The sequence below is a fragment of the Enterovibrio sp. QJM3NY_24 genome, assembly GCF_057786035.1.
In genome coordinates this window covers 1,627,394-1,640,044 of the sequence record NZ_CM173519.1, presented here as the reverse complement: position 1 = coordinate 1,640,044, position 12,651 = coordinate 1,627,394, and the positions used below count along the sequence as shown (strand labels likewise).

Annotated in this window: 12 protein-coding genes; 5 read left to right on the top strand and 7 right to left on the bottom strand. The window is 46.2% G+C overall.

The genetic code is table 11. The features are described 5' to 3' along the window. Positions 1–23: 23 nt before the first annotated feature. On the bottom strand, positions 24–665 hold the full coding sequence (locus tag AC3CIC_RS07265) for a thiopurine S-methyltransferase (protein ID WP_017002925.1): 642 nt from the start codon (positions 663–665) through the stop codon (positions 24–26). A gap of 198 nt (positions 666–863) precedes the next feature. Here AC3CIC_RS07265 and AC3CIC_RS07260 point away from each other — a divergent pair, with 198 nt between their 5' ends. Further along, a complete protein-coding gene (locus AC3CIC_RS07260) occupies positions 864–1,391 on the top strand; it encodes a hypothetical protein (RefSeq protein ID WP_016962322.1) in 528 nt (175 codons plus the stop codon). Between the two features lie 194 nt (positions 1,392–1,585). After that, positions 1,586–3,007, top strand: a complete 1,422-nt coding sequence (locus tag AC3CIC_RS07255) for a basic amino acid/polyamine antiporter (protein WP_488515761.1) — start codon at positions 1,586–1,588, stop codon at positions 3,005–3,007. 122 nt (positions 3,008–3,129) lie between these two features. Here the strand turns inward: AC3CIC_RS07255 and AC3CIC_RS07250 are convergent, their stop codons facing one another. Then, entirely contained in the window at positions 3,130–3,540 is a 411-nt protein-coding gene (locus AC3CIC_RS07250) for a hypothetical protein (RefSeq protein WP_488515760.1), read from the bottom strand. Positions 3,541–3,933: 393 nt separating this feature from the next. Then, on the bottom strand, positions 3,934–4,311 hold the full coding sequence (locus AC3CIC_RS07245) for a MarR family transcriptional regulator (RefSeq protein WP_394212970.1): 378 nt from the start codon (positions 4,309–4,311) through the stop codon (positions 3,934–3,936). 283 nt (positions 4,312–4,594) lie between these two features. On the opposite strand from AC3CIC_RS07245, the gene AC3CIC_RS07240 reads away from it, so the two are divergent. After that, a complete protein-coding gene (locus AC3CIC_RS07240) occupies positions 4,595–5,299 on the top strand; it encodes a DUF2982 domain-containing protein (RefSeq protein ID WP_394212968.1) in 705 nt (234 codons plus the stop codon). Positions 5,300–5,303: 4 nt separating this feature from the next. On the opposite strand, the gene AC3CIC_RS07235 is transcribed toward AC3CIC_RS07240, so the two are convergent. Further along, positions 5,304–5,957 carry an MBL fold metallo-hydrolase gene (locus AC3CIC_RS07235; RefSeq protein ID WP_017002930.1) on the bottom strand — a complete coding sequence of 218 codons (654 nt, stop codon included), beginning with the start codon at positions 5,955–5,957 and terminating at the stop codon, positions 5,304–5,306. A gap of 254 nt (positions 5,958–6,211) precedes the next feature. Between AC3CIC_RS07235 and AC3CIC_RS07230 the strand changes: the two genes are divergently transcribed. Further along, positions 6,212–7,051: a UDP-2,3-diacylglucosamine diphosphatase gene (locus tag AC3CIC_RS07230; protein WP_488515759.1), complete on the top strand. Its 840-nt coding sequence runs from the start codon at positions 6,212–6,214 to the stop codon at positions 7,049–7,051. A 21-nt stretch (positions 7,052–7,072) separates the two neighbouring features. Next, the gene (olsF, locus tag AC3CIC_RS07225) at positions 7,073–8,848 is read left to right on the top strand and encodes a bifunctional ornithine lipid synthase OlsF (protein WP_488515758.1); all 1,776 of its coding nucleotides are present in this window, start codon (positions 7,073–7,075) and stop codon (positions 8,846–8,848) included. An 83-nt stretch (positions 8,849–8,931) separates the two neighbouring features. Here olsF and mepK read toward each other — a convergent pair whose 3' ends face one another. The 3 genes from mepK to AC3CIC_RS07210 form a co-directional block, all read right to left on the bottom strand. Further along, a complete protein-coding gene (gene mepK, locus AC3CIC_RS07220; protein ID WP_488515757.1) occupies positions 8,932–9,483 on the bottom strand; it encodes a peptidoglycan L,D-endopeptidase MepK in 552 nt (183 codons plus the stop codon). A 295-nt stretch (positions 9,484–9,778) separates the two neighbouring features. Beyond that, positions 9,779–11,434: a L,D-transpeptidase family protein gene (locus AC3CIC_RS07215; protein ID WP_488515756.1), complete on the bottom strand. Its 1,656-nt coding sequence runs from the start codon at positions 11,432–11,434 to the stop codon at positions 9,779–9,781. A gap of 101 nt (positions 11,435–11,535) precedes the next feature. Continuing rightward, positions 11,536–12,648, bottom strand: coding sequence for a DUF1513 domain-containing protein (locus AC3CIC_RS07210; RefSeq protein ID WP_488515755.1), 1,113 nt, complete (start codon positions 12,646–12,648; stop codon positions 11,536–11,538). Positions 12,649–12,651 lie beyond the last annotated feature (3 nt).

Below are 12,651 nucleotides of genomic sequence, written 5' to 3'. Positions count from 1 at the left end.
AGAGAACGTCAAGTTTTCTTGTTTTATTTCGACTCGATCATCCACACTTCTTCTACGAAATACGAAGCCGCTTGCCCTTTCGGTGGGCGATCGCTGTTTTCATCTCGTGCTAACTGCGTAATTTTATAGCCGTCATACAGTGACATCACCTCTTCCGCCGTCACACTAAAAGGAGGGCCATCCATCTGATCTTGTGGGTAATCCAATGTCACTAACAATATTCGACCACCTGGTTGCAGCAAAGAAAGAAGCCTATCAACATATCGCTGTCGCATGCTTTGGGGCATAGCAATCAGTGCTGCGCGATCGTAAATCAACGGATAGGTGTCTAACGGCGCGGTAAAATAATCACCGCTGTAAATGGAGACCTCATCAAACTGATAAAGCTTCATGATAGGGCTGATCGCCGTCACCAGCGGCGTATAAAGGTGCTCTGAGAAAAACGCACGCACGGCGATCTCACTCAATTCCACACCCACCACGTCATCATGTTTTGTCGCCAGCCAGCCAAGATCCACTGACTTTCCGCACAGAGGGACAAATACCGCTTCTTCGCGTTTTGGGGTTAATGCTGCCCAATATTTTGTCAGCAGAGGGTTCGTGTCGGTAAGGTGAAAACCAATACGATTCTCCGCCCAGCGGCTATGCCAGAATTCCTGATCCATATCCAGATCTCATTATGTATTTCCATTGTGAGGCCATTTTAACAACGCCGTCAGGCCACATAAACTGATTTTTAAACCGATAAGATCATCAATATTCGTGATCACCGTCTCGATGTTCTCTTCATTCCTATTGTTTTTTGATAAATATATAACTACTGTATGCCTATACAGTATTGGATATACACACAGGACTTTGAGATGAAACAATCATATGCAACGCTTCATGCGGTATCTCATTCAGACCATTCTCGCTCTGCGGTTCGCCAGCATTACGCACGTATTGCGGCAGGCTCTAGGAGTTTTCATGAAGCTGACTCAAGTACCCTATCGGCTAGCAGCACAACGTCGGGAAACCTGGTGCCAGTTAGCGTATATCAAAACAATATGAGTGAATTGGCCTACCTGCTTCGTTTGTTGAAAACGCATAGCAGCAGCCAAAAATGGATCACCTTGATTGCACCGCCTTCAAATTTTTGTTTATCCCTTTTTCAGCAGGCTGGCATTCAAGCATCTCAAATCCGTATTGCAAGACCAACAGCCACTTATGATGCGGCAGCGCTGATGCAAAAAGCGATGGCGTCAGACACATCATCCGCGGTTATCGCATTTGGTGATTTTCACGATTTCGAACAAGCTTCAATGCGCAGCGAGGATCAACGAGATTCGGCGAAAAGTATGTTTGCACAAGGTTTCGTGATTAACGGATTGCCCGAACACCTGCACTAAAGCTGTCTTCAAAAATTACTGCCTCGCGGTATTTTGTGCATTAAATGCACTCAATGCCGCGAAACCTTTCCTATTTCAAGACATCTTGTGATTCTTCAATCGCATCCAATAAATTAGCAATCATTAATCCCATTTCTGAACAAATGCTCCCTATAAGTTCTTAACTATAATGACCCACTTCTGAAGTAGATTTTGTGGGCATTATTTTGGGCAAAAAACTGGACTTGAAAGCGCTAACGGCGCTAGTGATTGGCTCAATGATTGGCGCTGGTGTATTTAGCTTGCCGCAGAACATGGCTGCTATTGCAAGCCCTGCGGCCGTCACGCTAGGCTGGGCAATCACAGGTTTTGGCATGGTGTGTTTGGCTCTGACGTTTCAAGAACTCATCGTCAACAAGCCTGAAGTGACGGGGGGGGTATTTGGTTATGCCCAAGCCGGTTTTGGTGATTTATGTGGGTTCTTCTCTGCTTGGGGCTACTGGCTCAGTGCCGCCGTGGCGAATGTGTCTTATTTGGTGATAGTTTTCAGTACGCTGGGGCTTTTCTTCGACACCAGTTCGTTAACCCTATTTGGAAATGGCAACACGCTACTTTCCATTGGCTTGTCATCAATACTCATCTGGCTTGTACACACCTTAGTGTTACGCGGGGTGCAAACCGCAGCTATCGTCAATTATGTCACCACTATCGCCAAACTTATTCCCATCATCATTTTTATCGTCGCCGCACTGATTGCTTTCAAATGGCATACCTTTACGTTCGATTTCAGCGGCAGACAAATCGCCAATGAGCCCAGCTTATTTGATCAAGTCAAACAAACCATGCTGATCACTGTGTGGGTATTTATCGGTGTGGAGGGTGCGGTAGTGGTATCCAGCCGCGCTAAAAACCGAAAAGACGTTGGTCGTGCCACCATCCTTGGGTTACTCACCTGTTTGTTCCTCTATGTGTCTGTCACTTTGCTCGCTATGGGTGTGGTATCGACGCCAGAACTCGCTAAATACCCAAACCCTTCTACGGCAAAAATACTCGAAGCGCTGATCGGCAAGACTGGGGTTGTGATTATTGGAGCAGGTTTGATTATATCTGTGTGCGGGGCTTATCTAAGTTGGACCTTACTGGCCACAGAAACGCCTTATAGTGCGGCAAAAGAAGGTATGTTCCCCAAGTGCTTTGCTGAAACCAACAGTAATGGCGCGCCAACACGTTCACTATGGCTAACCAGCTCTGTCGTACAACTTTGCCTGATTTTTATGTATCTCATTGGTGGCGGGTATGACGATCTCCTCACCATCGCGTCGGAAATGATTCTGGTGCCCTATTTACTGGTTGGCAGCTATTTGTTCAAGCTCTCTTATTCAGAACTAAGCAGTACGAGAGTACGGATTATATCAACACTGGCGACGGTTTATGGCGTGTGGTTGCTTTATGCCTCTGGCTTGCACCACCTATTGTTAGCGGCGCTTTTGTATCTTCCTGGCATCGCATTTTACATCTATGCAAAACGTGAAGCAGGCCAGCCCGCGTTTGAAGGAAGGAATAGAATTCTATTAGCGTTGGTGATTGCAGCAGGTATGGTGGCCGTTTATCTGCTCATGCAAGGGGTAACACTGTAACTGCTGAATGTTCAAATAATGTGTTTCAGGCAATACGGTTTTGCTTGTTGTGCTGATTTCTCAAACTACGCCATCTTTTCAGTAAGAGATGGCGTTTTTGTCTTCTAGAAAATAGCCTGAAGCTAGAGAGTAACCTGCAAAATGTCTCGCTCTTCTTGGAATTGAACGATCTCTACCTGTGTTTTCCGACGAATTTTTTCTAGCTCATTGGCATCGAGGGCATATGGCAGCATGATATTAAGCGCTTCAATACGCTGCTTTTTGGCTTCTTCAATCAAGGTGATAAGGTTTGAAACATCGCTGTAAAGCGATGACAGTGAGTGACTAACCTCGACAGTAAATGCCTCGCTAGGAAAGCGGCAACCTTCATCACTGATTACACTTGTGTTTCGACGACGCCAGCGTGCAACTTGCACCCTCATCGCTTGAAAAAATGTCCAGTGTTCACGACTAGACTCGCAGAGAAAGTGGGTATAATCAAAATTCACTACGCTGCTGGTTTGATTTTCACTACCGCCAAAATATCCTGTCATCGCAAATCCTGCTGCTTTGTTTTATTGGATACATTCCCAGATAACGCCGAGACCGCAACTCTGTCACCACCAACTTTCAGCATCTAGATGACTGTTTAAACACTTTAAACAGTCATCTAGATTTGCAGACAACATGACGAAAAATCGTCGAATACTGCGACAATGAAATTCGTTGGTGCATGTTCAAATTACCACCCACTATATGCATTTTTCGAGATTAGTCTCGCAAATAAAGTAGAAGTTTGGGTTGGATCAGCGTTTCATTTTAGCTGCCTAGAAATACATCTAAAATCGGCTACACCGTTGTAACAGGCGATTAAATTCTGGCTATTTTTGACTACAAAAAAACCAGCTCGAAAGCTGGCTCCAAAAACTCGTGAAACGCAGAGAAACTTACCGTGCTTTGTAGAGCACTTTGCTTCCCATTTGTAGGCGTTCAACCACACCTTCTTCAGCCAGTTTCTTAAGACCAGCAGAAGCCCAAGATGCTGCCTTAGATTCTTCCTGACCTGCTACCAAGCCAATTCCTTTCGGATTGATACCTTCAGCATTCTGACGAACGATGTCGAGAATTTGCTGTTGTTTTGGCGTCAGCGAAGCGTTTACAACCGCTTTGGGTGCGGCGTCGGTTTTTGGTTCAACGACTGCTTTCGCCGCTGCGACGACTTTCACTGGCTTTTCTTTTTTCAAAGACGCCACTGAAGCAGACTTCACTGCTTTAATGTGTTTTTGAAGTTTGCCTTGAACTTTACGTTTATGAGAGATTTTCATTAAATCGTCCTACTCCGATGCACTGCGTTAAGCATCCCCTGAATACAGCAGGGTGAAAAACAAAGCGCGTTTTATACCAAAATCCGGATGGGTTTTATAGCGCTAACCGTGTTTTCGGGCAAAAGTTGCGCCAACTGTCGGAAAGTGTTTATCTTTTTGTTTGAAATATAAACAGCGCGTTTATCGCACTCCCGTTACCAAACGGCGTATTATGTTAAGCAACCGTTCATCAAGTGATCGCACTATGCTTTGAATATGTATCGATAGGAGGAAGCACAACAAGGTGAAAAGACAATTGCTTATCTATCCTCCCCACCAACATATTGGTAAGTACTTTACGATCGCTGTCGTTGCGCTGGTGATGATTGTGCTTGCAGTTGTTATTTTGAACCCTCAGATTAACCTTGCCCCAGCCTTACTTGGTCTGAGCTTGATTGGCGGCCTCGGGGTGTACATTTCGCGGATTATTGACCAACAAAATCTGTCGTTTTCGTTATCCGAGATGCACCTCCAACATCACACGCCAAAAGGCGGGTGGAGCGTTAGATGGAGAGACATTCGAGAAATTGGAATCCCCTCTGTTTCTCAAGAAGGCTGGCATCAACCTATGCCTTGGATTGGTATTCGGCTAAAAGACTACGAACCCCTGCTGGACGGCATCAGTTTTCGACTGGCCAGTCAGATTATTATGGAGCAACGCAGTTTACTGTTGGTGGCCTATCGCCGATCAGAGTCTCCGCCCAACACCAAACTTGAAGACATGATGTTTGACGATACGCCCTATGTCAGCGCGAGTGGGAAAGTCTACAAAGGCTTAGTGGCAATGCTCGCTAACAGAATGAAATATACCCGCGAGTTATTGGGTTTTGATGTCTTTGTAAGTGAAGACCTGTTGGATAGACCGTTGGAGGATTTTGTTGGGTTAACACGACAGTATTTGGCTTCTGCGGGCAGAATGCCCACAGAGACCACAAAGATAGAACGGTGATTACTTACCAAATAGGCATGCTGTCTGCAACGTAAGGGTTTTGCTGGCGCTCAACACCAAAGGTAGATGTTGGACCATGACCAGGAACGAAACGAATGTCATTGCCCAGCGGGAACAGTTTGTCTTTGATCGAACTGATCAGTGTCGCGTGATCGCCTTTGGGGAAATCCGTTCGACCAATGCTGCCGTTAAACAACACGTCACCAACCCAAGCCAGACGATCTTCATCGCTCACAAATACCACATGACCCGGTGTATGGCCTGGTGTGTGAACCACATTCAATGTGCTATCACCAATAGTTACGCTGTCGCCATCATTTAGCCATTGATCGGGCTCGAACGACTCGGTGCGCGCAAATCCAAACATTTCACTTTGCTTCGGTAATCCCTGCAGCCAAAACGCATCCTGTTTTTCTGGGCCAATCACAGGCACTTTATAAGCTTCTGCAATATCAACCGTGCCACCGACATGATCAAGATGACCATGGGTAAGCAGAACCTTGGTGACTTGCACACCCAGCTCATCAACTTTGGCAATCAATTTAGCCACATCACCACCGGGATCAACCAACGCTGCTTCTTTGGTTTTATCACACCAGATAATTGAACAATTTTGTTGGAAAGCGGTAACAGGAACAATCTCGAACTTCAAAGCCATAATACAATCCGTATAAATGCGAAAACGCCCAAAGCATACCACGCTCTCCTGCGGATTTTCACGCTCTCGTCATGGTCGCCTCGCAAATAGCATGCCCATAATTCGGTACTCACTCACTGGCACTAAACGCCTATTGTCATTCCCTTGCCATCAATATGACATCGGGATGTCACCGTATTGACAACATTCTTTCATCCAAGCCCAGTAGCCTAGCTTACGTAGAGTGACTTATTTTGATCATTAGACGGAAGACTATGACTCCAATCTCAGTGCGTACTCTGTGGATTTCAGATCTCCACTTGGGCAACAAAGATTGCAAGGCTCAATATCTGTTAGATTTTCTGCAAAGACATGAAGCAGAAACTATCGTTTTAGTTGGCGACATCGTGGATTTCTATTCGATGAAATCAAGCCGACATTGGCCAGAAAGCCACAGTGAGATTCTCTCACTCCTCATCCATCGGGCTCATACAGGTTGCAGGTTGATTTATGTTCCGGGTAACCATGATGCGGCCATCCGAGACTATCTTAAATTCGATTTTGGCCGTATTGAAGTTCGTGCACGATTTATCCATGAAACCGTTACCGGAAAACGAATTATCGCCGTACATGGCGATGAATTTGATAGCGCAGTTTGTCATAGCCGTTTAACCGAGATAGCGGGCTATATCGGCTACGACTTTCTGCTATTTCTCAACCGAGGATGGGCATGGACAAGACGTAAGCTTGGCTTTCCCTATTGGTCGCTCGCTTCTTACATCAAATCGAAAGTTCAATCCGCCAATATCGCCATTGCGCGCTTTGAACATGCTGCAGTGCAATATGCACAGAGGAAAAACGCTGATGCCGTTGTATGTGGACACATTCATCACCCAGACATTAAAACACTGAATGGAACGCTATATCTCAATGACGGTGACTGGATTGAAAGCTGCACTGCGTTAATTGAACAACATGAAGGCACGATTCAGCTTATTCGATGGACAGAAAAGCCCGAATTACTGGCGGAATCAACAGCGTTCGCTGACCACACTAAATGGACCATAAATACAACAAACGGGGACGCCTCAGATCGAGATACCGAAGCCGCGTAGTCACATACAGTAAGGACGCCCATGTTTAATATTGACGATGTTATCACCCATCATTACCCCACCTTGGCGGAAAAGCCATGGATCGCCCGACCGGTTTCATCCACACTTCGACGCTTACTCCACCAGCAAGCTTTTCATGATTTCGGCCACAAATACCCTTACCTCAAGGGCTTTGAGTTTATCGAACAGGTCTTGGATTATTTTCACTTTAGTTATTTCACCAGCGACCGAGAAAAAGAGCGCATTCCCGACTCTGGACGAGTGATTATCATTGCCAACCACCCTATCGGTTCGCTTGATGGATTAGCGCTACTCAAGCTGGTGAGAGAAATCCGCCCTGACGTTAAAGCCGTCGCCAATAACCTGTTAATGCAAATTGGTCCTCTTCACAATTGCCTGCTTCCGGTTAATAACATGTCGGGTAAAACGCCAAAAGAAAACTTACGCAAAATTGATGAATGGCTAAACAATGAGGGTGCATTGATCATCTTCCCCGCTGGCGAAGTATCGAGACTGGGCCCAACCGGTGTTAAAGACATCGACTGGCACAGTGGCTTCTTAAGAATGGCGACAAAAGCTAAGGCGCCGATCCTTCCCATTCACGTTGATGGCCGAAATTCTGCGGTTTTTTATGGCGCGTCGATGGTTTATAAGCCGCTATCAACGCTATTGTTGGTCAATGAAATGTTTGGGCAAGAGAACAACAACATCACCTTTACCATTGGCGAAACCATCCCTTTTTCAAGCTACAGTACCAGCGCAAATTTACCGTACAAAACACGAGTAAAGCTTTTTAAGAAGCACCTTTATAACCTCGGCAAAGGGAAAGCCGGTCTCTTTCCCACGGAGTCTGCCATTGCCTCGCCAGAACCTCGTCTCACGCTAAGAAAAGAACTTGGAAACAGTGAGCGGCTTGGCGTTACGCCTGACGGTAAAGAAATCTACCTGTATCGCTACAAAGATGAATCTTCCGTGATGCGAGAAATCGGCCGATTGCGAGAAATAGCATTTCGCGCCGTCGGTGAAGGAACCGGTCAGCGGCGTGACATCGATAAATATGACGAGCACTACTTTCATTTGGTGCTTTGGGACCCTATCGTGATGGACATTGTTGGCGCTTACCGTTTTTGTGATACCCAAGCGGTCATTGCCCAGCAAGGTATTGAGTGCTTATACACCCACACTTTGTTTGACTATGACCAAGGCATGACGCCCTTCCTTGATGCTGGGTTAGAACTGGGGCGAAGTTTTGTTCAGCCTAAGTATTGGGGCAAACGCAGTTTGGAATATTTGTGGCTGGGGATCGGCGCATTTTTGACTAAGCATCCCCACTATCGCTACTTGTTTGGCCCTGTTTCCATCAGCAATGCCATGCCACATGCTGCCAAGGAGCTTCTCATCTTCTTCTATCGCACCTATTTTGGTGCCACGAACAAGGTCGCACAGTCTAAACAGCCATTCAATTTGGACACCCAAAAAGAGCATGAATTGCTAAGTCATTTTTGCGGTAACAACTATCAACAAGATTTGAAAACATTGAAAGTGTTGCTCGATAACCTCGGCACAAGCATTCCCACACTTTACAAGCAATATGGTGAGCTTTGCGAACCCGGTGGAGTGCAGTTCCTGGATTTCGGTATCGATCCTGACTTCGGGAATTGTATCGACGGATTAGTGATGGTGGACATGACCAAACTCAAAGAGAAAAAGCGCCAGCGCTATATCCGCGCTGACCAGGTCATATCGAAATCAAAAGCAAAAGAAGCAAAAGCACAAGCACAAGCAATAAACGTCTAGCCGAAAAAAAAGGCGCTAGCTCGAAAGATGCGCCTTAATCTTTCACTGAGTAGCCTTCACAGAGGCTTGTTCAGGAAAATCTATTACCACGTTCTTACTGGACCAGTATCAATGTGGACAAACCCACTATTGGGGTAAAAGCCAACGCCGCCCGCTTTGAGCGATCGCGCCGCATTTCGAATATCTGCCAATGGCACGCCTTCAATATAAAAATCGAGAGCCTGCCCCGTCATGTGGTAACTTTTCTTCGCTTGACCGCCACCATTTTTACGCAGCATTTCATTCGTCGCCGGTGAACGATACCCTGAGATCATGGTAATCGGATTCTTCGCGCCGACCTGCTGATAAATCGCGGTTAGCTGATCGTATAACTTCTCATCCATATCTGTAGAAACGTTTCTGCGGTGATCACGACACAAATTGTTCAGCAGTTTCAGTTCATCTTCTAGATACTTTTGGCCATTAAAATAGCAAACATTAAGGTGTTCGCCGGTGTTTATGCTTGTCATTGCCAATTCGCGTGACTCACCAGACGCCAAAGGCAACGCGAATGCAGTTTTTGGCAGCGAAGCCGCCACAATACACGCCGCACCGCCCAGCAAAAAGCGGCGACGTTTAGTATCCAAACCGTCCATAAAGCCCACTATTTCCCAAAATAAAAACTCAAAAAAAAGCCGCTCTCTGCTTTGACTCAGCAGTTCAGAGCGCTTCAAACATTTTGGAATTTAACGGCAGAAGAAGCAGGAATCAAACGGTCAAGTGTCTCTAAAATGAGCGAAACGCTGTAAAAATCTCCGCTTCATGCTGATTTTAAGTTGGTTTTTATCTTTGTCAGCGAAGTGTAAAAATATGTAATTGTGGCGTAGGTCTCAACTGACCTACGCTATCACACGGGTTCGTATTACCCGCTTTTCAATTCGCTAGGTAGGGTTACAGGTTTTTTGCGGTTAATGATGCTGAAAGTGGCGTGCTGCGCTTGGGTCGTGCGTCATAATGATAGACATCATTACGAAACTGCACTTCCCCATCTTCGTTAACCCATGCGGTTTGATAAATGGTGTGTACCGCGATTTTTTGTCTAAGTGATACCCACTTGGTTTCTGGGATCCGGCGATAATAGTCATAGTCACCAAATTCGAGTCCGGATCGGTTCAATAGTACTTGCGCTAATATCTCCGCTTTTTGAACCCGAATACAACCAGAGCTAAATGCTCGGCTTTCTTTGTTAAACAAGCTTTTAGCTGGCGTATCATGCAGATAAATCGCATTCCCATTTGGCGTATTAAACTTGTAGCGACCCAAGGCATTAAAATTGCCAGGAGATTGTTGCAATCGATAAGGGAAGTTTCTCGCGGTCACGTTTTCCCAATCAATGTCTTCATGAGGGATCACGCTTCCATTTACCCAACTGCTTAACACTGTGTAACTGTGCTTTGCCAAATACTCATTATCTTGGCGTGCCTTAGGCAGAATGTCCTTTCGCATGATAGTCACAGGGACATTCCAACTTGGGTTAAACACAACGGAATCTAAGCGAGAATCAAACAAAGGTGTGCGTCGACTAGGGCGACCAACCACGACTTTGCTGTCGAGGATCATTTCGCTATCAATCCAAAGTTCCATTTCATAATTTGGAATATTCACAAGGATGATTTTCTGCCTTTCAGTCGGCCACAACCGCAAGCGCTCCATGTTCAGCGCAAGGATTTGAATCCGACTAATAGCCGATTTATTCAACCAGCGGCGTGTTTTGTCTCCAATCACCCCGTCTTCTTTTAAGCCATGGCGAGCTTGGAAACGCTTAACGGCCTGAGAAAGAACAGCGTTATAAAAACTGACCTGTTCGATTTTCAAGCGCTGCGCTTCAGTGACACTCAGCACCCCTTGTCGCTCAAGGTTTGTGATCAAACTATCTGCGTTATCTAACTTGTCACCCGGACGGATCAAACCACGCTGAATGAGCTTAGGCCAATACGTTTCTTCGTCATCTTGGAGTTTGACGATGACCTTAGCCATCTGCTTGTACTGTGAGGTGCTAGGGCGCAGCTCAAAGACGAAGCGATAAAGCTTATTCCGGCTAGCAAACGCAATAAGCTTGTTGGTTTGCGTCACCGTCGGCGAGGGAAGCGATTCTGTGATATCAGTACCGAAAAACCAGCTTTTGCCATTATCTGGGATCGATTCTATGTAGCTGATCAAGGCAAGCAAGCTGTCGGTTGCAAACACATCATACGCACGCCAATCACCGCTGCTTCTTAGATCTCTAAGCACGACGGCACGCCATTCAAAGTTTTCACTTAGGCCTGCAAGAGAAATGATATTGATCTGTGTTTCGAGCTCATCTTTTGCACGATAATCATGCCAGATAGGTGAGAAAGAAAAATACTCATAAATATTCGCAAGCTCATTCGTGTTAGAAACCAATCCAACGTCTGACTCTGCTTGTTTTACCCAAGTGACTGCCGCCAATGAAGGCTTTTTTTGCATATCAGAAGGCTCTGATGCGCATAACGACGGTGCCCACAAAAACATTGGAATGAGTGCTGTTACCCACAATGTCTTGAAAAGCGTACGAGCTGAAAACATGCGCTACCTCCCATTTGAGATCTTAGTATGGCAAAGGACGCGGCTTTCGTTAGCGGATTTTTTATGATTCTAGAAAAACAAAGGGTTAGAAAAATGTCATTCTAAAGCATGACCCAATGATTATCCCAAGTCACCTCAGATGTCTGAAAAGTAATACTTTTTCTCGGTTCTTGTATTACCACTCTTCCTGTTCCCGCACTGATCGCGAAGCCTTCCCGTTGCGCTGACGCACCAGAAGCATCCATCAATGAAGAGATCGCCTGAAGCTCACCCGTTTCTATGTCCCATATTCCAAAGCAATTTCCACAAGGAGAAGTTGCAATAACCTGCGACCCCGTGCATGCCACACTGCCAATGTACTGCTGAAAACGCGTCCAGTGTTCAGTACCCGCCTTTAGTGCAGTAAAGTCACCATTATTTCGTTTTATCGCTAACAAAGGTGCGATGTGGTCAGGGTCACCTTTATATTGCTGCGCAATCACCACGTCCTGATTAGGGCTAACAGCAAGATGACGAATGCTAAGTTGGTTGTCTGTAAGTTGATGCTTTTCAACAATGCGGCCTGATGGAATGTCTATCAACACCAGTGACGGCGACATCGAATCAAGGTTTGTCGCTGTTCGATTATCGGTACGAATACCACCAACAGCGACAGCTAACGTCGTTTCGTTAACCACTTTTATCTCATGCGGCCCGATCCCAAACCCCGCTATTTCACGCTCTTTTTTAAGCACGCCATCTGGGTGAATGTGATAGACGCCGATAATACCTTCACTCGTCCCCTTAACGCCTTCGGTGGTAAACAAAGTATTTCCGAGCACATCACCATGACCATAGAAATATCGATTAATATCGGAAAGATAGGTCGAGATTGTTTGTCCCGTATCAATAGATAGCACTTGGACAAATGCCCCGGGTCGACGTGCGAACACAAAGCCGAACCGAGTGAGAGGATCGACCACCAGCCCATGCCCCCGAGAAGGCAGTGGCGAGGTATAACACACCTCCCCCGAATCACTCATTGCCATCACGGCGAACGTCCCATCGCTTTGCCGAGCACAGCCAATATAGGCGGGCGAGGATTGTGCAGCTGGCGTTCCGCGAAGGGTTACCCCGCCCGCTATACTCGCTGTTGCCATCACGCCAAGCGCAGACAGCATTACTCTTCGGCGCTTTTGGCTTACTTCTGTTTGCTCTTCATTGTTCGGGCGCACGAG